The 20,127-nt window shown below is 71.5% G+C and carries 21 protein-coding genes; 7 read left to right on the top strand and 14 right to left on the bottom strand.

Translation table 11 applies throughout. The features are described 5' to 3' along the window. Positions 1–212: 212 nt before the first annotated feature. On the bottom strand, positions 213–1,148 hold the full coding sequence (locus EAO72_RS39005; RefSeq protein WP_148021716.1) for a helix-turn-helix transcriptional regulator: 936 nt from the start codon (positions 1,146–1,148) through the stop codon (positions 213–215). 56 nt (positions 1,149–1,204) lie between these two features. Here EAO72_RS39005 and EAO72_RS39000 point away from each other — a divergent pair, with 56 nt between their 5' ends. From EAO72_RS39000 to EAO72_RS38985, 4 genes are all read left to right on the top strand, one after another. Next, on the top strand, positions 1,205–1,672 hold the full coding sequence (locus EAO72_RS39000) for a hypothetical protein (protein WP_148021715.1): 468 nt from the start codon (positions 1,205–1,207) through the stop codon (positions 1,670–1,672). Beyond that, on the top strand, positions 1,669–2,226 hold the full coding sequence (locus tag EAO72_RS38995; protein ID WP_148021714.1) for an NIPSNAP family protein: 558 nt from the start codon (positions 1,669–1,671) through the stop codon (positions 2,224–2,226). Before EAO72_RS39000 ends, EAO72_RS38995 begins: the two co-directional genes overlap by 4 nt. Positions 2,227–2,413: 187 nt before the next feature. Then, positions 2,414–3,874, top strand: coding sequence for a basic amino acid/polyamine antiporter (locus tag EAO72_RS38990; protein ID WP_148021713.1), 1,461 nt, complete (start codon positions 2,414–2,416; stop codon positions 3,872–3,874). A 44-nt stretch (positions 3,875–3,918) separates the two neighbouring features. After that, positions 3,919–5,178 (top strand): arginine deiminase, encoded by a 1,260-nt coding sequence (locus EAO72_RS38985; RefSeq protein WP_148021712.1) that lies wholly within the window; start codon positions 3,919–3,921, stop codon positions 5,176–5,178. Between the two features lie 36 nt (positions 5,179–5,214). Here EAO72_RS38985 and EAO72_RS38980 read toward each other — a convergent pair whose 3' ends face one another. The 6 genes from EAO72_RS38980 to EAO72_RS38955 form a co-directional block, all read right to left on the bottom strand. Next, positions 5,215–5,805: a hypothetical protein gene (locus EAO72_RS38980; RefSeq protein WP_148021711.1), complete on the bottom strand. Its 591-nt coding sequence runs from the start codon at positions 5,803–5,805 to the stop codon at positions 5,215–5,217. Positions 5,806–5,819: 14 nt separating this feature from the next. Next, positions 5,820–6,983 (bottom strand): ROK family glucokinase, encoded by a 1,164-nt coding sequence (locus EAO72_RS38975; RefSeq protein ID WP_148021710.1) that lies wholly within the window; start codon positions 6,981–6,983, stop codon positions 5,820–5,822. Between the two features lie 193 nt (positions 6,984–7,176). Next, on the bottom strand, positions 7,177–8,025 hold the full coding sequence (locus tag EAO72_RS38970) for an ATP-binding cassette domain-containing protein (RefSeq protein WP_148021709.1): 849 nt from the start codon (positions 8,023–8,025) through the stop codon (positions 7,177–7,179). Then, the gene (locus tag EAO72_RS38965; RefSeq protein ID WP_148021708.1) at positions 8,022–9,071 is read right to left on the bottom strand and encodes an ABC transporter permease; all 1,050 of its coding nucleotides are present in this window, start codon (positions 9,069–9,071) and stop codon (positions 8,022–8,024) included. The genes EAO72_RS38970 and EAO72_RS38965 overlap by 4 nt, the downstream gene beginning before the upstream one ends. Continuing rightward, entirely contained in the window at positions 9,068–10,081 is a 1,014-nt protein-coding gene (locus EAO72_RS38960) for a substrate-binding domain-containing protein (protein WP_459112831.1), read from the bottom strand. Before EAO72_RS38960 ends, EAO72_RS38965 begins: the two co-directional genes overlap by 4 nt. Before the next feature lie 231 nt (positions 10,082–10,312). Then, a complete protein-coding gene (locus EAO72_RS38955) occupies positions 10,313–11,071 on the bottom strand; it encodes a GntR family transcriptional regulator (protein WP_148021706.1) in 759 nt (252 codons plus the stop codon). 187 nt (positions 11,072–11,258) lie between these two features. On the opposite strand from EAO72_RS38955, the gene EAO72_RS38950 reads away from it, so the two are divergent. Beyond that, entirely contained in the window at positions 11,259–12,263 is a 1,005-nt protein-coding gene (locus tag EAO72_RS38950) for a Gfo/Idh/MocA family protein (protein WP_148021705.1), read from the top strand. A gap of 23 nt (positions 12,264–12,286) precedes the next feature. Here the strand turns inward: EAO72_RS38950 and EAO72_RS38945 are convergent, their stop codons facing one another. The 5 genes from EAO72_RS38945 to EAO72_RS38925 all read right to left on the bottom strand — a co-directional run bounded on the left by EAO72_RS38945 (position 12,287) and on the right by EAO72_RS38925 (position 17,110). After that, the gene (locus tag EAO72_RS38945) at positions 12,287–13,483 is read right to left on the bottom strand and encodes a cytochrome P450 family protein (protein WP_148021704.1); all 1,197 of its coding nucleotides are present in this window, start codon (positions 13,481–13,483) and stop codon (positions 12,287–12,289) included. 11 nt (positions 13,484–13,494) lie between these two features. After that, on the bottom strand, positions 13,495–13,914 hold the full coding sequence (locus tag EAO72_RS38940) for a PaaI family thioesterase (RefSeq protein WP_148021703.1): 420 nt from the start codon (positions 13,912–13,914) through the stop codon (positions 13,495–13,497). A gap of 17 nt (positions 13,915–13,931) precedes the next feature. Continuing rightward, entirely contained in the window at positions 13,932–15,110 is a 1,179-nt protein-coding gene (locus EAO72_RS38935; protein ID WP_148021702.1) for a cytochrome P450 family protein, read from the bottom strand. A 66-nt stretch (positions 15,111–15,176) separates the two neighbouring features. Next, positions 15,177–15,896, bottom strand: coding sequence for a response regulator (locus EAO72_RS38930; RefSeq protein WP_148021701.1), 720 nt, complete (start codon positions 15,894–15,896; stop codon positions 15,177–15,179). Continuing rightward, positions 15,893–17,110 (bottom strand): sensor histidine kinase, encoded by a 1,218-nt coding sequence (locus EAO72_RS38925; protein WP_148021700.1) that lies wholly within the window; start codon positions 17,108–17,110, stop codon positions 15,893–15,895. Before EAO72_RS38925 ends, EAO72_RS38930 begins: the two co-directional genes overlap by 4 nt. Positions 17,111–17,256: 146 nt before the next feature. Here EAO72_RS38925 and EAO72_RS38920 point away from each other — a divergent pair, with 146 nt between their 5' ends. Next, positions 17,257–17,460, top strand: a complete 204-nt coding sequence (locus EAO72_RS38920; RefSeq protein WP_148021699.1) for a hypothetical protein — start codon at positions 17,257–17,259, stop codon at positions 17,458–17,460. Between the two features lie 42 nt (positions 17,461–17,502). Here the strand turns inward: EAO72_RS38920 and EAO72_RS38915 are convergent, their stop codons facing one another. Both EAO72_RS38915 and EAO72_RS38910 read right to left on the bottom strand, forming a co-directional pair. Next, entirely contained in the window at positions 17,503–18,426 is a 924-nt protein-coding gene (locus EAO72_RS38915) for a DMT family transporter (RefSeq protein ID WP_148021698.1), read from the bottom strand. 115 nt (positions 18,427–18,541) lie between these two features. Next, a complete protein-coding gene (locus tag EAO72_RS38910) occupies positions 18,542–19,165 on the bottom strand; it encodes a dihydrofolate reductase family protein (protein WP_148021697.1) in 624 nt (207 codons plus the stop codon). 185 nt (positions 19,166–19,350) lie between these two features. Between EAO72_RS38910 and EAO72_RS38905 the strand changes: the two genes are divergently transcribed. After that, positions 19,351–20,097: an SDR family NAD(P)-dependent oxidoreductase gene (locus EAO72_RS38905; RefSeq protein ID WP_148021696.1), complete on the top strand. Its 747-nt coding sequence runs from the start codon at positions 19,351–19,353 to the stop codon at positions 20,095–20,097. The last annotated feature ends 30 nt before the right edge of the window (positions 20,098–20,127 follow it).

The raw sequence follows: 20,127 nt of genomic DNA, 5'->3' as shown, positions 1-20,127 counted from the left end.
CCCCGCCCGTTGCAACCGTTCCGGACGGGCCCGCTGTTCCCGGACGGGCCCGCTGTTCCCGACCAGGCGCGCTGTTCCCGACCAAGCCCGCTGTTCCCGACCAGGCGCGTTGTTCTCCACCAAGCCCGCTGTTCCCGACCGGGCGCGTTGTTCCCGACCAGGCGTCCCGGCCCGCGTCGGCGTCGGTGACCGGCGTCCGGAGGTGCTCGTCGTCAGTCCGGCGGTGAGCCGTAGCGGGTGGCCAGGGTCCGTACGGTGGCGGCGATACGGTCACGGAGTCCGGCCGGGGCCAGGACCTCGATGTCGGCGCCCAGCCGCAGGAACTCCCCGTGGGCGTGGTCGATCGACTCGATGGGCACCCGTGCCTCCGTCCACCCCTCGCCCGTGGGTGTCACGCCCAGTCGGCGAGCGCCCTCCGCGGTGAGCCGCACCCGGGCCTCCCCGGTGTGCAGCCGGGCCCGGAATCCGGCCAGATAGCCGGTCCAGTAGGTGGCCAGGTCGAAGCCGTCCGGCATGGCGAACTCCTCCAGGGTCCGGAATCCGAGGACTTGGTCGACCCGGTAGGTACGGATTCCGGACTGCCCGCCCGCGATCAGGTACCAGCGCCCGGCCTTGAGCACGAGCCCGTACGGTTCCACCCGCCGCTCGATCTCCTCCGGCGCCCGCCAGCGGCGGTACTTCAGGACCGCGGCACGTCGCTCCCACACCGCGGTGGCGACCGGGACCAGGTGCGGCGTGCGCTCGGCGTCGCCGTACCAGCCGGGGGCGTCGAGCAGGAAGCGTTCCTGGATCCGCCCGGCGTGCTCGCGCAGTTCCCTCGGGAGCGCGGCCCGCAGCTTCAGCCGGGCCGTGGCGAGCGCCTCGCCGAGGCCGAGTTCGGCGGCGGCGCCGGGGAGCGCGGCAAGGAAGGCGGCCTGCGCCTCGTCCGCGGTCAGCCCGGTGAGCCGGGTCCGGTAGCCGTCGAGCAGCCGGTAGCCGCCCGCGTGTCCGGCAGCGCCGTACAGCGGGATACCGGCGGCGGCGAGCGCCTCGGTGTCCCGGTACACCGTGCGGACGGAGACCTCCAGTTCCTCGGCCAGTTGCCGGGCCGTCATCGTGCCCCGGTTCTGGAGCAGCAGTAGAAGGGTGACCAGCCGGCTCGCGCGCATGTCGCCCAGTATCCACTGACACAAGGTGTCAGTGGAGTGCTCGTAGCTTGGGGCGCATGAACGACTTCGACTTCCTGCACGGCTCCTGGGACGTGGCCAACCGCCGTCTCACCACACCGCTCGGACCGGGCCCCGCCCTCTGGACGGAGTTCCCCGGCCACTCGGTGATCCGGCCCCTGTTCGAGGGCGCCGGCAACATCGACGAGATCGTCTTCCCCACCCTCGGCCGCCGGGGAGCGACGCTGCGCCTGTTCGACCGCGAGACGGGACGCTGGTCGATCTACTGGTCCGACAGCAGGACGGGCCGGCTGGATCCGCCGGTATCCGGCACCTTCGACGGCGATCGCGGCGACTTCCACGGCGAGGACACCTACGACGGACGTCCGGTCCGGGTGCACTTCACCTGGTTCCGCCTCGGCCCGGACACCGCCCGCTGGGAGCAGGAGTTCTCCGGTGACGGCGGCCACAGCTGGGAGCTCAACTGGACCATGGACCTCACCCGCACCGGGCGGGCCGGCGTATGAGCGTCGTCGAACTCCGGCAGTACACCCTGCACCCCGGGGCCCGGGAGGCCCTGATCGAGCTGTTCGAGCGCGAGTTCGTGACCGGTCAGCAGTCGGTGGGCATCACCGTCTGCGGCCGGTTCCGCGATCTGGACGACCCGGACCGCTTCGTCTGGCTCCGCGCGTTCCCCGGCATGGCGCACCGCCGACGCTCGCTGGAGGCCTTCTACACCGGCCCGGTCTGGCGGGCGCACCGCGACGCGGCCAACGCCACCATGGCCGACAGCGACGACGTCCTGTTGCTGCGCGGCCCCGGATTCCGAGCGGATCCGGGCATCCGGGAAGTGGTCGCGACCGTCTGCCACCCGACCGGTGCGGCCCCCTTCGACGCCTACGCCGCCCGGCATCTGAGCCCGGCTCACGCGCTGCACCGCACCGAGCACGCGGCGAACGACTATCCACTCCTGCCCGTCCGCACCGGGGAGGACGTCCGGGTCTGGTTCGGCATCGCTGAGCCACCCCCCTGGCCGGCGCGGCGGCTGCGGCTCGAACCGGTGGGGGTTCGGCGTGACTGAGGCGCGCTTCGTCCGGCGTGAAGTCCGGTCATTCGCACGATAGATACCGAATTGCACTATATTTCCTTCGACGGATGCGTGGGGCGCAGGAGTTCAACTCGGCTCATGAACGGGGGTTGCCGGACGACGAGCGGGCGCGGGCCCCTGCGCGGCCTCCTCCTGCCCCGGCGTACAGACGAGGGAAGTCATGAGCGACGCAGAGACCAGCACGCCGGCCGCCACGTCCGGTGACCGGCCCGCGGCCAAGCTGACCCTGGTGACGCTGACCGCGATGGTGGTCGGCTCGATGGTCGGGGCCGGGGTCTTCTCACTGCCGCGCCGCTTCGCGCAGGAGACCGGGGTGGCCGGGGCGTTGATCGCCTGGGCGATCGCGGGGACGGGCATGCTGATGCTCGCCTTCGTCTTCCAGACGCTCGCCGTGCGGCGGCCCGACCTGGACGCCGGTGTGTACGCGTACGCCAAGGCCGGGTTCGGCGAGTACCTCGGGTTCTTCTCCGCGTTCGGCTACTGGGCGAGTGCCTGCGTCGGCAACGTCACGTACTGGGTACTGATCATGTCGACGATCGGCGCGGTCTGGCCCGCGCTCGGTGACGGCGACACCTTCCTCGCCGTGGTCCTCTCCTCGGTCGGCCTGTGGGCGTTCTTCCTGCTGATCCGGCGGGGCGTCAAGGAGGCAGCGGCGATCAACAGGATCGTCACCGTGGCCAAGGTCGTGCCGATCCTGGTGTTCGTCGTCCTCGCGCTGTTCTGCCTCGACACGGATGTGTTCGTGGACAACTGGGGCGGGGCCGACTACGCGGGCTCGCTGTTCAACCAGGTCCGCGGGACGATGCTGGCCACGGTCTTCGTCTTCCTCGGCGTCGAGGGCGCAAGCGTCTACTCCCGGCACGCCAAACGGCGGGAGGACGTCGGCCGGGCCACGGTCCTCGGCTTCCTCAGCGTCTTCGCCGTCTTCGCCTCCGTCACCATCGTCTCGTACGGCATCATGCCGATGGCCGAGATCGCCGAGCTGCGCCAGCCGTCCATGGCCGGTGTGCTGGAACACGCCGTCGGCACCTGGGGGAAGGTCTTCGTCAGCGTCGGTCTCATCGTCTCCGTGCTGGGCGCGTATCTCGCCTGGACGCTGATGGCCGCGGAAGTGCTCTTCGTCGCCGCCAAGGACAAGGACATGCCCCGGTTCCTGGGCCGCGCCACCTCCGAGGACGTGCCGGTCCCCGCCCTGCTCATGACGACCACGCTGAGCCAGGTCGTCCTGGTCGTCACGATGTTCTCCGACGACGCGTTCAACTTCGCGCTCGACCTGACCAGTGCCCTGAGCCTGATCCCGTTCCTGCTCGCCGCCGGGTTCGCCGTGAAGATCTGCTTCGGACCCGACCGTGCGAAGACCTCGGGCCGGAGCACCCGCCCGGAGCTCGCGGTCGCCGTCGTCGCCACGGTGTACACGGCCTTCCTGCTGTACGCGGCCGGGCTGAAGTTCGTCCTCGTCTCCTTCATCCTCTACGCCCCCGCGACCTTCCTGTTCGCCCAGGCCCGGCGCGAGCAGAACCGGCGGCTTTTCTCCCCCCGCGAGGCCCTCATCTGCGCCGTCTCGGTCGCCGGTGCCGTGCTGGGCGTGATCGCCCTGGCGATGGGCTGGATCGAACTGTGACCCGTACCCGACCCGTGCCGTACCCGACCGAAAGGCGCACTGCGATGAGTTCAGCCACCACTCCCGGACCGGCCCTCGGCGTTCACTCCGAGGTCGGCAGGCTCCGCAAGGTGCTGGTGTGCGCGCCCGGCCTCGCCCACCGCCGGCTGACCCCGACCAACTCCGACGAGCTGCTCTTCGACGACGTCATGTGGGTGGAGAACGCCCAGCGCGATCACGCGGACTTCGTCGACCAGCTGACCGGGCACGGAGTCGAGGTCGTCGAGCTCCACGAGCTGCTCGCCCGGACCATGGACATTCCCGAGGCCAGGAGCTGGCTCCTGGACCGCAAGATCGTGGCCAACGAGGTCGGCCTCGGGCTCATCGACGACACCCGCGCCTTCCTGGACTCGCTCGACTCCCGTCAGCTGGCGGAGTACCTCATCGGCGGGCTGTCCACCGCCGACCTGCCGGCCGGATTCCGCTCCGGCTACGTGGCGCTCGCCCGCGAGGCGACCGGGGCCCGGGAGTACCTCATGCCCCCGCTCCCCAACACCCTGTACACCCGTGACACCACCTGCTGGCTGTACGGCGGTGTGACGCTGAACCCGCTCTACTGGCCCGCCCGGCACGGTGAGACCCTGCTGATGAAGGCGGTCTACACCTTCCACCCCGACTTCAGGGACAGCGTGGTGTGGTGGGGCGATCCGGAACAGGACTGGGGCCAGGCCACGTTCGAAGGCGGCGACATCATGCCCGTCGGCAACGGGGTCGTCCTCATGGGCATGAGCGAACGCACCTCCCGCCAGGCCATCACCCAGGTCGCCGCCTCCCTGTTCAGGAACGGCGCGGCCGAGCAGGTCATCGTCGCCGGAATGCCCAGGCTCCGCTCCGCCATGCATCTCGACACGGTCTTCACCTTCGCCGACCGGGACCTCGTCACCCTCTACCCCAAGATCATGGACGCGGTGCACACCTTCTCGCTGCGCCCCGGCGACAAGGGCCCGGGGGTGGAGATCACCGACGAGGGATCGACGCCGTTCGTCGACGTCGTCGCCAAGGGGCTCGGTCTGCCCGGGCTTCGGGTGGTCGGGACGGGCGGCGATGTGTACGCCTCCGAGCGGCAGCAGTGGGACAGCGGCAACAACGCCGTCGCGCTCCGGCCGGGCGTCGTCTTCACCTACGACCGCAACACCCAGACCAACGCGCTCCTGCGCGAGGCGGGCGTCGAGGTCATCACGATCGTCGGCGCCGAACTCGGCCGGGGACGTGGTGGCGGCCACTGCATGACCTGCCCGCTGATCCGCGAGCCCGTCGACTTCTGATCACGGCAGACGGGCGCCGCGCCGCTCCTGGAGCGGTCAGGGCGTCGCCGCGGAGACGACGTAGACGACCGGTGCCGCCGGGTCGGTCATGTTGACGGTGATGTCCTGCGTGGGGCGCGGATCCTTGTTGGTGTGCGTGGTGCCCGCCCACGACAGGCCGCCGTTGAAGTACCAGCCCGCGATCTTCATGTCGCGCTCGCCGATGGTGAACCTGCCGCTCTCCAGTGCGGCCCGGCCCGTGCCCACCTGGGTCAGGAAGCGGTCCAGGCCGTTGGACGACGTGCGGAACTGCACGTACATCCGGCTGGCCTTCCAGTTGTTGGTCTCGTAGTACTGGACCTGAACGGCGTCCTTGGGGATCGGCACCTCGAAGATGCGGCGGAGCATCCGTGACGGCCAGCCCTCACGGAGCCCCTGCGCCGCCGCCTCGGCGGCCTTGTCCTGGCCGGAGCGGCGGCTCTGGCCCGCGGAGATCAGCAGATAGCCGGCCGGGATGCCGATGAGCAGCACGATGATGGTCGCCGTGATCAGGCGCCGGCGGACGGTCCGGCGCCGGTCCTCGGGCGTCGGTCCCCCGCCGGGCGGCGGGGACTGGCGCGGCACGACGGGGTGCTCGACTGCGGTCATGGGTGCGGTGATCCCTAGGAAGTGCGGGTGTTACGCGTGTTACGGATGGTGCTGGCGGCCTGGTCGTAGATCTGGGCGTACCGCTCGTACCGCTCGACGCGCCGGCGGTTGGTGCGCCGGAAGCGCCGTGCCACGAGTCTGGCGAGGTCGGCCGCGCCGACCATACCCGCCTCGGGGCCGAGCTGCGCCTTCGCGATCCGGGCCTCGGGCCGGTAGCCGCGGCCGGTGAGGTGGCGTTTGAAGGCGTCCCTGGCCGGGCCGATCAGGAGGTCGTCGGCGGCGCTGACACCGCCTCCGATGACGAAGCAGGAGGGGTCGAGCGCGGCGGCCAAGTTGGCGATGCCGACGCCGAGCCACTGGCCGATGTCCTGGAGGAGCTCGATGCACATCGCATCGCCCTCGCGGGCCAGTTCGGTGATGAGCGGGCCGGTGATGTCGGGGATGTTGCCCTTGACCCGCTCGATGAGTCCGTGGGCGACCGGGGAGTCCGCCGCGGCCAGTTCCCTGGCCTCCCGGACGAGGGCGTTCCCGGAGCTGTACTGCTCCCAGCAGCCACGGTTGCCGCAGGGGCAGCGGTGGCCTCCGGGCACGACCTGCATGTGGCCGAACTCACCGGCGACGCCGTACTTGCCGCGCTTGACCTGACCGTCCTCCAGGATCGCGCCGCCGATGCCGGTGCCGAGCGTGATCATGACGAGGTGGTCCTCGCCGCGGCCGGCGCCGAAACGCCATTCGGCCCAGGCGGCGGTGTTGGCGTCGTTGTCGACCATGACGGGGACGACGAGCCGGGAGGCGAGGGCGTCGCGCAGGGGTTCGTCACGCCAGGCCAGATGCGGGGCGAACAGCACCTTGGAGCGGTCCGCGTCGACCCAGCCGGCCGCGCCGATGCCCACCGCGTGGACGTCGTGGCGGTCCGAGAGGTCGAGCACCAGCTCGACGATGGTGTCCTCGACGACCTTGGGGCTCTTGGACTTGTCGGGCGTCTCGGTGCGCAGGGTCTCCAGGATGTTGCCGTCGGCGTCGACGACGCCGGCCATCACCTTCGTCCCGCCGATGTCGATGCCGACCGTGGGCACCCGCGGCGCGGTGAGGTGTGAGCGCCGCTCCCTGGTGCCGACGGTCCGAAGGACGGTGGCGCGGGCGGACCCGCGGTGGGTGAAGTCGCGGTACGTGCTCATCGTCCCTGCGGGGTCTGGGGGGCCGGTTCGTCGTGCTTCCGGCGGCGGACGGTGCCCACCGGTGTCGATTCTGCCATTGCCGGCCCCGGTCCGTACGTCGGCCGGCCTGCCGCCCGGAACCCGACGGGACCGGACACCGGTCCCGTCGGGCGCTGGGCAAGGTCCGCGGACGCGGTCGCCCGGAGGTGCCGTCCTAGGGCTTCTCGTCCCGGAGGCCGCCCAGCGGGCCGGGGGCCCGCTCGAGCTCATGGCTGAGCTCCTCCAGCTCGCTGCCGCCCGCCATCTGGCGTGTCAGCTCGTCCAGCGTCACGTCGGCCTTCGTGTGGCTGCCCGCCATGGCGCCCCGCTTGAGCAGCACGAAGCGGTCACCGACGAGGTAGGCGTGGTGCGGGTTGTGCGTGATGAGGACCACGCCGAGTCCCGCGTCCCGGGCGGCGGCGACGTACTTGAGCACGACCCCGGACTGCTTGACGCCGAGCGCCGCGGTCGGCTCGTCCAGGACGAGGACCTTGGCGCCGAAGTGGACGGCCCGGGCGATGGCGACGCACTGGCGCTCGCCGCCGGACAGCGTGCCGATGGGCTGGTCGACGTCGCGGAGGTCGATGCCCATCCGCAGCAGCGCGGAGCGGGTCGTCTGCCGCATCAGCCGGACATCGAGACTCTTGAAGGGACCGGTGCCCTTCGTCGGCTCGGAGCCGAGGAAGAAGTTGCGCCAGACCGGCATCAGCGGGACGACGGCGAGGTCCTGGTAGACCGTGGCGATGCCCCGGTCCAGGGCGTCGCGCGGGTTGGCGAGCGTGGTCTCCTCGCCGTCGATCAGGAAGGTCCCCGTGTCGTGCCGGTGCAGCCCCGCGATGATCTTGATCAGGGTGGACTTGCCGGCGCCGTTGTCACCGAGGACGCAGGAGATCTCTCCGGCGTGGACCTCCAGCGAGACGTCCTGGAGGGCCTTGATGTTGCCGTAGAACTTGCTGACGTGGTCCAGCTCGACCAGCGCCCGGCCGGTGTCCGCGGGCACGCTCGATTCCTTGGGGGCCGTCATTTCGTCGCCTCCGCGCGCTTGCGTACCCATGCGTTGAGCAGGGTGGCCAGGAGCAGCATGGCTCCGAGGAAGAACTTGAACCAGTCCGGGTTCCACTCCGCGTACACGATGCCCTTGCTGGTCATGCCGAAGATGAAGGCACCGACCGCCGAGCCGATCGCGGAGCCGTATCCGCCGGTGATCAGACAGCCGCCGATGACGGCCGCGATGATGTAGATCAGCTCGTTGCCGACGCCCTCGCCGGACTGCACCACGTCGTAGCTGAACAGCAGGTGCTGTCCGGAGACCCAGGCCGCGAAGGCGACCCCGAGGTAGAGGCCGATCTTGGTCCGGATCACGGGGACGCCGACGGCGCGGGCCGCGTCGGCCTCGCCGCCGACGGCGAAGATCCAGTTGCCGAAGCGGGTACGGATGAGGATCCAGGTGGCGATGGCGACGAGGACGGCCCACCACAGGATGGTCACCTTCAGCTCGACGCCGCCGACCGTCCAGTGCGAGGCGAAGACCGCGCGGGCCGAGTCGAAGCCCTCCATGTTGCCGATGGTCTTCGTCGAGACGGTCCCGCTGATCAGCTTGGTGAATCCCAGGTTGAGACCGGTCAGCATCAGGAACGTGCCGAGCGTGATGATGAAGCTCGGAAGTTTCGTCCGGGTCAGCATGAAGCCGTTGAACGCGCCGATGGCGAGCGTGACCAGCAGGGAGACGAAGACGCCGACCCAGACGTTGGCCGTCATCTGGTAGCTGAACATCGACGAGATCAGCGCGGAGCTGGTGACCATCACGCCCGCGGAGAGGTCGAACTCCCCGCCGATCATCAGGAGCGCCACCGGCGCCGCCATGATGCCGATGGTGGAGGCCGCGTAGAGCACCGTGCCGAAGCTGGTGGCGCGCAGGAAGCTGTCGGCGACGACGGCGAAGAAGAGGAAGACGGCCAGCGCGCCGACGACCGAGCCGAGCTCGGGGCGGCCGAGCAGCTTGCGCAGCGGTGAGACGCGAACGAGCCGTTCGTCCGCCACGGCGGAGGACGTACCGGGCCCCGCGGTCATCGGGTTCCCCGGTCCGCGTACTCGGCGAGCTGCGCGGCGTCGTCGGAGGTGATGACCTGCGGGCCGGTCAGGACCGGCCTGCCGCCGCCGAGCACGTTGCGGTTGTAGCGGTAGAGCCAGAGCAGGTCGACGGCCTCGTACCCCTGGAGGTAGGGCTGCTGGTCGACGGCGAAGCCGAGGGTCTTGGCCTGGAGCTCGGCCGCGACCTTGGCGTTCAGGTCGAAGGTGTCGATCTCGGCCTTGCTGCCCGCGGTCTTCTTCGCCTGGACGGCGGCGTCCGCGAAGGGCGCGCCCAGGGTGACGACCGCGTCGATGTCCTTGTCGGCCTGGAGCTTGGCCTCGATGGATGCCTGGACGTCGGGCATGTTGGTGCCTTCGACGTAGAGGTTCTGCATCTGGCCGTCGAAGGTCTTCTTCGCGCCGGCGCAGCGCTGCTCGTGGCCGACGTTGCCCTGCTCGTGGAGGATGCACAGGGCCTTCTTGCGGCCCCGGGCGTTCAGCTCGTCGCCGACGGCCTCGCCGGCGATCGACTCGTCCTGGCCGATGTGGGTGAGCGCGCCGTACGCCTTCGACTCGGCGGAGCCCGAGTTCACCGTGATGACCGGGATGCCGGCCTTGACGGCCTTGGCGACGACGGCCTTCATGGCATCGGGCTTGGCGAGCGTGACGATCAGCCCGTCGACCTTCTTGTCGATGGCGGCCTGGACGAGCTGGGCCTGCTGCTGTCCCTCGTCGTTGTGGGAGTACAGAAAGTTGATGTTGTCCTTGTCGGCCGCCATCTTGGCGCCCTTCTGGACGATGTCCCAGAAGGTGTCGCCGTCGCCCGAGTGGGTGACCATGGCGAACGTCCAGCGGGGCGTGTTCACCGCGGACCGGCCCTCGGCCGCGGCCTGCTCCGCCCGCTCCTCCGCCCGCTTGCCGCCGGTGCTGCTGCATCCCATGAGGGAGGCCCCGAGCACCGCCGCAAGCACGGCGCCCATCGCACGTACCCCTGTCCGAACCCTTGCCACGACGCCGTGCCCTTCTTGTGCTGCTCGCTGTGCTGCTGGTGGAGCCGGGGCCATACGGTCCCGGCCCGGCTGGGCAAGTATCCCCGAGCCCGGGCCGCGCCTGCCCGGCAGGGGCGCGGCGCGTGTGTCGGACAGGGGCGTGTACGGGGGCGGGGGCGGCCGGGTGCGGCCGTCGTCACCGTACGGGTAGCCGGGAAGCCTGTGACACCGTACGAGAGCCGGGGCCCCGTGTCACCGTACGAGGAGCTGAAAATCGAAGGCGTAGCGCGAGGCGCGGTAGAGGTGGGAGGCGAATTCGACCGCTCTGCCGGTGTCGTCGAAGGTGGTGCGCTCCATCGTGAGCAGGGCGGCGCCCTCGCTCTCCCCGAGCGGCCCGGCCTCGTCGGCGGTGGCGAGGCGGGCGCCGACGGTCTGGCGGGCGCTGTGCAGGGTGATGCCCGCGCCGCGCATCATCCGGTAGAGGCCGGTGGCGGCCGGCCGTTCGCCGGAGAGGTCGAGGAGCCCGGCGGGCAGGTGGTTGTGCAGGAGGGCGAGGGGTTCGCCGTCCGCCTCGCGAAGGCGCTCGATGTACCGCACCTCGGCGCCCTCCGTGACGCCCAGTGCCGCGGCGACGGCAGCGGACGCGGGCCGCAGGACGTTGGTCAGGACGGTGGTCGAGGGGTGCCGGCCGGCGGCTTCCAGGTCGTCGAACAGGCTGCTGAGTTCGAGGGGGCGCCTGACCTTGCTGTGCAGCACCTGGGTGCCGACGCCGCGGCGCCGGACCAGCAGGCCCTTGTCGACGAGCGACTGGATGGCCTGGCGGACGGTGGGCCGGGACAGCCCGAGGCGCGCGGCGAGCTGGATCTCGTTGCCGAGGAGTCCGCCGGCGGCGAGTCTGCCGTCCGCGATCGCCGCCTCGAGCTGCTGGGCGAGCTGGTAGTAGAGCGGAACGGGGCTGGAGCGGTCCACCCCCAGGTCGAGGGCGGTCGCGTCGGCGGTGGATTTCGGCACGCCGGGAGCGTAACCCGCACGTCCGCAACTCCGGTAGTCCGGTGGTTCGGTTGTCCTGTTGTCCTGTTGTCCTGACAGTCACACTCGGTGACCGGGCGGGGTCACCCCCGGCCAACCGGCCGAAAGCGCCCGCGATTTGTCAGGACATTCGATTGACATCGATACGGGTGGACGGCACGTTGGAACCATGCGCATCGGACTCCTCGGCACCGGCCGGATCGGCTCCTTCCATGCGGGTGTCCTCGCCCGCCATCCCGCGGTCGAGGCGCTGGTGGTGGCGGACGCCCAGCCGGCCCGCGCGGTCGCCGTCGCCCGCCGGACCGGGGCGCGCGCCGTGGCCACGGCGACGGAGCTGTTCGAGGCCGGAGTGGACGCCGTGGTGATCGCTTCCGCCACCTCCGCCCACGCCGAGCTGATCGGCCGGGCCGCCCGGGCGGGACTGCCCGCCTTCTGCGAGAAGCCCGTCGCGCTGGACCTGGCGGGCACGCTCGGGGCGCTGCGCGAGGCGGAGCGTACGCACAGCGTCCTCCAGCTCGGCTTCATGCGCCGGTTCGACGCCGGGTACACGGCGGCACGCGCCGCGGTGCGCGGCGGGGCGCTCGGCCGGCTGCACACCGTACGGACGGCCACCTCCGATCCCGCGCCGCCGCCCGCCGCGTACCTGCCGCTCTCCGGCGGGCTGTTCCGGGACTGCCTGATCCATGACTTCGACATGGTCCGCTGGGTGACGGGCCGCGAGGTGACGCGGGTGTACGCCACCGGGTCGGACGGCGGGCACCCGATGTTCCGCGCGGCCGGCGACGTGGACACGGCGGCGGCGCTGCTGACCCTCGACGACGGCACCCTCGTCACCGCGACGTCGACCCGCTGCAACGGCGCGGGGTACGACGTCCGGATGGAGCTCGCGGGCGAGACCGACCAGATCGCGGTGGGCCTCGACGGCCGCACCCCGCTCACCTCCGCCGAACCGGAGGGACCCGGCGCCCCGGCCGACCCCTGGCCCGGCTTCCTGGAGCGCTTCGCCGCCGCGTACGAGGCCGAACTCGACGCCTTCGTACGGCTGGTGCGCGGCGAGGCGGCCAATCCGTGCGACGGCCGGGAGGCGCTGAGCGCCCTGCGGATCGCGGAGGCGTGCGAGCTCTCGCGGCGGGAGCGGCGCGCGGTGGAGCTGACGGAGATCCCGTCCGCCTGACCCCGGGGCGCGCCGCCGGCGCCTCACCACCTGACGGGCAGTCCTTCCGGCCCCCGGATGAGCATGCCCGTACGCCAGGTCAGCTCCGCCGGGTCCCCGTCCAGCGCCAGTTCGGGGCAGCGCTCCAGCAGCGATCTGATGGCCACCGCCGCCTCGATGCGGGCCAGCGGCGCACCCAGGCAGAAGTGGATGCCGTGGCCGAAGGCCAGGTGCCCGCGGGCGTCCCGGGTGATGTCGAAACGGTCGGCTTCCGGGTAGCGGTCCGGGTCGCGGTTGGCGTCGGACATCGCGACCAGGACGAGCTCACCGCCGCCCGGGATCACCGTGCCGCCGATGTCGATCGCTTCGGTCGTGAAGCGGTACGTGGGTGTCTCGACCGGGCCCGCCCAGCGGAGCATCTCCTCCACCGCGTTGTCGATCAGACCGAAGCCGGCCCGGAGCAGCGCGAGTTGGTCCGGGTGCGCGAGCAGGGCCAGTACCCCGTTGGAGATCAGGTTCACCGTGGTCTCATGGCCGGCGACGAGCAGCAGCCAGGCCATGCCCATGAGTTCGCCGGCCGAGAGCCGGTCGCCCTCCTCGTCGGCCGTGTGGATCAGTGCGCTCATCAGGTCGTCGCCGGGCTGTTCCCGCTTGTCGTCGAGCAGCCCGGCGAGGAAGCCCGACATCTGGACGGTCGCGTCGCGGCGTACCCCGGCGTCGAGGGAGGACACCACGGTGTTGGACCACTCGCGGAAGACCTGGCGGTCCAGGAACGGCACACCGAGCAGTTCGCAGATGACGGACATGGGCAGCGGGAAGGACAGGGACTCGACGAGATCGGTCCTGCGGTCCGGGCGCGCCAGCATGGTGTCGAGCAGCTCGTCCGTCATCTGCTGGACACGTGGGACGAGTTGCTGCATCCGGCGGGAGGTGAACTCACGGGCCACCAGCTTGCGCAGCCGCGTGTGGGCGGGTGCGTCCGAGCTGAGCATGGAGGTTCCCGAGGCGACCTGGCCGGCACCGAGGGAGGGCGAGGCGTTGCTCCACTGCTTGGAGAACCGCTGGTCCGCGAGCGCGGCCCGGCCCTCCTCGTACCCGACGACGAGCCAGGCGAGGGAGCCCTCCGGGATCCGGACCCGGTGCACGGGGCCGCGGGCACGTAAGTCCGCGTACACGGGGAACGGATCGCGGGTGAACCGCTCGCCGAGCGCCCCGAGGTCGACTATGGCTTCGGTGGTCACGTGGGGCTCCTTCAGGACGGGGTGGCGCTCAGCACGGTGCCCTGGGCGACGGCGCAGAGTGTTTCCGTACCGTCCTGCCCCACGACGGACAGATCGCAACGTGCCACGGCCTGCCGTCGCCCGGTGTGGACGACCTCCGCGCGCGCGACGAGCGAGGCGCCGGTGGCGGGGCGGAGGTACTGGATGGAGAAGCCGCCGGTCAGGACCGCCGGGCCGAGCGTCGTGCCGGCGGCGAAGGTGAGGGCGTTGTCTGCGGCGTAGGCGAGCACTCCGCCGTGCAGGAATCCGTTCTGCTGCCGCAACTCCTCGCGGCTGTCGATCTCCAGCGTGGCCGCGCCGTCGCCGAACGCGGTGATCCGCGCGCCGACGAGGGCGCTGAACGGCTGGCTGTCGAGTACCTTCTGTGCCATCTGCAGGTCGAGTCCGGTCACGACGGGTCCCTTCGGTGTCACCAACGTACGGGGAGACTGCGCACTCCGCGGATCAGCATGCCAGGCAGCCAGTCCGGTGCCCCGGCGTCCGGGTCGGACACGAGGCCGGGGCAGCGTTCCAGCAGCGTACGGATCGCGATGCGGCCCTCCATCCGGGCCAGCGGTGCGCCCAGACAGAAATGGATCCCGTGGCCGAAGGCCAGGTGCCCCTGCGCCTCGCGACGGATGTCGAAGCGGTCGGGACCGGGATAGCGTGCGGGGTCGCGGTCCGCGCCCGCCAGGCAGACCAGGACCGGGTCACCGGCCGCGATGGTCCGCGAACCGATCCTGACGCTCTCCCGGGCGAACCGGAAGGTGGCGTTCTCCACCGGCCCCTCGTAGCGGAGCATCTCCTCCACCGCCCCGTCGAGAAGGCCGAAGTCGGCGCGCAGGTCCGCCAGCTGGCCGGGGTGGGCGAGCAGCGCCCGTACACCGTTGGAGATCAGGTTGACCGTCGTCTCGTGACCCGCGACCAGCAGCAGGAAGGCCATGCCGACCAGTTCGTCGCGCGACAGTGTGTCCGCGTCCTCGTAGCGTGCTGCGATCAGAGCGCTCAGCAGGTCATCACCCGGCGAACAGCGCTTGTCCTCGATCAGTTCGGTCAGGTAGGTGCCCATCGCGCGGACGGCGTCGCCCTCCTCCCGCGCACCGGCCGGGGAGACCACGGCGTTGGACATCACACGGAAGGCGGCCCGGTCCATGTCGGGCACGCCGATGAGTTCGCAGATGACGGTCAGCGGCAGCGGAAAGGCGAGCGCGTCCAGAAGGTCGGCCCGCCCGGCGGGCAGCATCGTGTCGAGCAGTCCGTCGGTGATCTGCTGCACCCGGGGGCGCAGCGCCTCGATCCGGCGCGGGGTGAACTCCCGGGCGACCAGCTTGCGCAGACGGGTGTGGTCCGGGGCGTCCATCTCGAGCATGTTGGCGTTGATCGGGTCGCCCCCGCCCGACTGGCCGGGCAGCTCACGCCAGTCCTTGCCGAATCTCGGGTCGGCGAGGACGGCACGCCCCGCGTCGTACCCCACGACGAGCCAGATCCGGTCGAACTCGTCGGTGCGGACGGTGTGCACCGGACCTGCGGCCCGTAGTGCCGCGTAGTAGGGGTGGGGATTCGCGGTGAAGCCGGCTGCTCCGCGCAGATCGGCATCGACATCGGACATGGGCCCGCCCTCCCGGTCTGATCGGTCCGGTCAGCCTAGGCCGCCCGCCCGGCGGGGTCGACGGGTTCAGGACCGGCCCGTGTCGTCCTGGTCGTCGAGCAGGCCCGCGTCGTGCACCAGCAGCGCGATCTGGACACGGTTGTTGAAGTCGAACTTGGCGAGAATGCGGGAGACCTGGGTCTTCACCGTCGCCACGCTGAGGTAGAGGGCGGCGGCGATCTCGGCGTTGGAGCGGCCGTGTCCGACGGCGACCGCCACCTCGCGCTCGCGGTCGGCCAGCAAGGCGATGCGCTGCCGCGCCCGTTCGGCCCGGCCGGCCCGCTCCTGATGGCCCGCGCCCGTGGCACGGGCCATCAGCTGCCGGGTGACCGCGGGCGACAGGACGGGGTCCCCGGCCGCCACCCGCCGTACGGAGTCGACGATCTGCGCGGGCGGGGTGTCCTTGAGGACGAAGCCGGCGGCTCCGGCACGAATGGCGCGGAGTACCTGTTCGTCGGCGTGGAACGTCGTCAGGACGATGATCTCGGGTGCGTCGGGACGGCCGCGCAGCGCCTCCGTCGCGGTCAGCCCGTCCATGACGGGCATCCGGATGTCCATCAGGACCACGTCCGGCCGGAGCCGGTCGACGAGTTCGGCCGCCTCGCTGCCGTCGGCCCCCTCCCCCACGATGTCGATGTCCTCGGCGCCGCCCAGCATGAGCGTGAGCCCGGCCCGGACGAGCGGGTCGTCGTCGACGATCAGCAGCCGGACGGGACGGGGCGCGGAGGCGGGAGCCGGGATGGTCATGAGGACCACGGTAGCCAGGCCCGCACCCCAAACCCGCCGTCCGGTTCCGGTCCGTGGTCGAGACGGCCTCCGGCGAGGGTGGCCCGCTCGGTCAGCCCGATGAGGCCCTGACCGGATCCCGGTACCTGCTCGAACGGTTCGCCGGGGGCCGGGTTGCGCACCTCTACGGTGATGCCCCGGCCGGGACCGCCGGTGACCCGGACGGTGACCTCGGCGCCGGGCGCGTGCTTGCGGGCGTTGGTCAGGCCCTCCTGGGCGATGCGGTAGACGGTACGGCCGGCGGCGGCCGGGGCGGCGGCGGGGTCGGCGATGCGGTTGTCGAGGGTGACCTTCATGCCGGCCAGGCGGGACTCGGCGACGAGCGCGTCCAGGGTGGCGAGGGTGGGCTGGGGCCGGTCGCCGTCCCCGTCGCGGGGGCTGCGCAGGACGCCGATGATCTCGCGGAGGTCCTGGAGCGCCTCGTGGGCGCTGTCCCGGATGACTCCGGCGGCACGGGCGACCTCGGCCGGGGGCGCGTCGGGGCGGAACTCCAGGGCGCCCGCGTGGACGCTGAGCAGGGTCAGCCGGTGGGCGAGGACATCGTGCATCTCGCGGGCGATGTCCTCGCGGGCCAGCCGCTGGGCCCGCTCGGCCCGGAGCCCGGCCTCGGCCTCGGCCCGTCTGGCCCGCTCCCGCAGGGTCACGACGAGCTGGCGCCGGGACCGTACGACCATGCCCCAGCTGAGCACGAGCAGGACCAGCAGCAACCCGATGATGGTGGACGCGATGAACGAGGTGGACGGGTCCGGGCGCAGATACGGCTGTACGGGGGCGACCAGCAGGGCTCCCGCGCCGATGAACGCCACGGGGCGGAACGGCCGGTGGACGGCCACGCTGAACAGGGCCACCAGCCAGGCCCCCGCCGCGACCGGTTCGACGACGGACAGGAGGGTCAGCGCGACCGCGAGGCCGACCGGCCACCGGCGCCGCACCCACAGCGCGCAGCAGGCCGCGGCCCCGGCGAGCGAGTCGATGAGGACGAAGACGTCGGAGGTGGTCTCGTCGGCGTCGATCGCGGCAACGACCGCCAGCCCGAACCCCGCGGCGCAGAGGAACGCCGTGATGTCGACGATCCAGTCCCGTACGGTGCGGCGCGTCCGGCTGCCCCGGTCGCCCGGCAGCTCGGGGTCGGCCATCGCCGAGGGCTGCAGCCAGGGGTATTCGGTGCGCGTCATATCGACAAAGCTACGCAGCCGTGGCGGGGCTTTCGGGCGTTCCGGGCCGCGAAGCGACCAAAGTCGTGGAAGGCGAGACTTTCGGACCGGCGGCGCAGACCACCGGCCGACGCGACGCCCATGCGCGGCCCGCCAGGCTCGTTGCCATGAAGAAGCTCTGCGAGACGGTCGGCTTCCTGGTCTTCGTCCAGGGTGCGGCCGGGCTGCTCCATGAATGGCTCGACTGGTTCAGGTTCTTCAGCGTGGTCCGGCGGCTGCCGTTCCTCGGTGACCACTCGTTGTTCGTGTGCATCGTGCTGGTGGTGACAGGGGTCGCCATCATGATCGCGTCGGACTCGGTCAAGGAGTGACCGGGTGAAGGCCGAGGAGTGACGAGTGACCGGGGGTGAAGGTCAAGAGGTGACCGGCTCTGCGCTGCGGCGCCCCCACGCCGTTCCGGCCAGCACGAGCGCCGCGCCCGCGACCCCGAGGACGCCGAGGCGTTCGCCGCCGATCGCGATGCCGACGGCGGCGGCCCAGAGCGGTTCCGTACCGAGCAGCAGGCTGACCCGGGACGGCGAGGTGCGGCGTACGGACCACATCTGCACGAAGAACGCGAAGAGCGTGCAGAAGACCGACAGGAACAGCAGCCCGCCCCATTCCCGGGCACCGAACCCGGCAGCGACCGACCACGGTGACTCCCCCGAGCCGGGGGCGGCGGCCAGCAGGGCGAAGACGGCGACCGCGCTGCCGAGCTGGACCGTCGTGAGGGACAGCGAGTCCGCCGACCGGACGGACTTGATGCGCGCCATCAGGAGCACGTGCAGGGTGCGGGCGAGGGCGGCGACGAGCATCAGCAGGTCGCCCGCCGAGGGGCTGGTCAATCCGCCGCCCTGCGTCAGGAGGACCACTCCGGCGACGGACAGCCCGGCGGCCGCGAGAAAGGCCCCGGTCGGCCGGGTCCGCGTCACGGCGGCCTCGGCGAGGGGGGTGAAGATCATGGTGAGGCTGATGATGAGCCCGGCGTTGGTCGCCGAGGTGTGCACGATGCCGTACGTCTCCACCAGGAAGATCCCGCTGAGCACGAGGCCCAGCAGCCCCGCGCCCCGCCACTGGGCGGCGGTCAGCGCCCGCAGCCGGGACCATCCGGCGATCACCAGGACGGGCAGCACGACGGCGAACCGCAGTACGAGGACGGCGATGACGGTCTGCGCCGTGGTGATGCCCTTGGCGGCCAGATAGCTGGAGCCCCACACCACGGCGACGAGCAGGACGGGCAGATCGGTCAGCCACGCACGGCGCGGCGGGGCGAGGACGGGCACGGCGACGGAGGACACCCGGGTCTCCTGGTTCTCCACAGGGCGGATGTGGAGACCTCACTGGCTCGCACGCGGAACGATCACGCTACCCGGCGCCCTCCCGCGAAGGCGAGCCCCCTGCCGGTCCGATCGCTCAGCTGCCGTCCGGGACCGAGCCGAAGGCGGCCCGTCCCGCGGGACGGTAGGTCTGGATCGTGATGCCGCTCGGCGTCGTCCGGGAGCCGGTCAGCCCGAAGGCCGTCGGCAGCCCGCCGTCCCCGAACAGCCGCCGCCCGCGGCCGAGCACGACCGGGAACACCAGCAGGTGGTACGCGTCGATCAGGTCGTGTGCCATCAGGGACCGGGCGAGCAGGCCGCTGCCGTGGATCTGCAGTTCGCCGCCTTCCGTGCGGTCCTTGATCCGGGCGATCTCCTCCGGGACACCGGCGGAGATCACCGTGCTGTTCTGCCAGTCCGCCTGCTCCAGAGTGGTCGAGACGACGTACTTGGGCAGGGCGTTGAGACGGGAGGCGATCGGGTCGCCGGGGTCGGTGACGCCCGGCCAGTACGCCGCGAAGATGTCGTACGTGTGCCGGCCCAGCACGAACGCCGCCGCGCGGTCGAACACCTCGGTCATGAACTGCCCCATGCCCTCGTCCAGGAACGGCGCGACCCAGCCGCCGTACTCGAATCCGTCGCTCGTGTCCTCGTCGGGGGCGCCGGGCGCCTGCATGACGCCGTCGAGGGTCACGAAGGTGGTCAACGTCAGCTGTGCCATGGTCGTGCTCCTCCGGGAGATCCGCCGTTCGCGCTTCCATCTGTTCCGACCGCGGCGACGGCCGAAACTCATCGGCGGCGGACGCCGCCGTACCGGAGTGGGCGTCCGTTTCCCGCCGGTCTCCGGTGCGCGAAAGGACTTTCCTTGTTCCTGTCAGCACGACCGGCGAAGGAACAGGAACCCTCATGAACAGCGACGTCAGCACGAACCGCACCGCGCTCGTGACCGGCGGCAGCCGCGGCATCGGCGCCGCGACCGCCCTGCGGCTCGCCCAGGACGGCGCCGATGTGGCGCTGACCTACGTACGGGACGAGGAGGCCGCCCACGAGGTCGTACGGAAGATCGAGGCGGTCGGCCGTCGCGCCGTGGCCCTGCGTGCGGACTCGGCCGACCCGGAGGCCGTCCCCGGGGCGGTGCACCGGGCGGCGGAGACCTTCGGGCGGCTCGACATCCTCGTCAACAACGCGGGCATCGGGGTCCTCGGCCCGATCGACGGCATCACCGACGCCGATGTCGACCGGGTCCTCGCGGTCAACGTCCGGGCGGTGTTCCTGGCCTGCCGGGCGGCGGCCGGTGTCCTGGAGCAGGGCGGCCGCATCATCTCGGTCGGCACGGCCCTGAGCCGGTACGCGGGCGGCCCCGGCGGCACGCTCTACGCGATGAGCAAGTCGGCACTGTCCGGGCTGACCAAGCCGCTCGCCCGCGAGCTCGGTCCGCGCGGCATCACGGTCAACCTGGTGCAGGCGGGCGCGGTCGACACCGACATGAACCCCGCCGACGGACCGTTCGCCGCCGGGCAGCGGGCCGCCAACGCGCTGGACCGGTTCGGCACGACCGGCGAAGTGGCCGCGATGATCGCCTACTTGGCCAGTGACGAGGCGGCGTTCGTCACCGGTGCGGAATTGGCCGTGGACGGTGGCCACGCGGCCTGAGCGTGGCAGGGTGGCGGCAGCGATCGCGCC

Origin of the sequence: Streptomyces sp. OR43 (assembly GCF_008042275.1) — a bacterium.
Taxonomy (GTDB): domain Bacteria; phylum Actinomycetota; class Actinomycetes; order Streptomycetales; family Streptomycetaceae; genus Streptomyces.
Note: the sequence above shows the minus strand (reverse complement) of the source record. Positions and strands in the feature narration are given on the sequence as shown.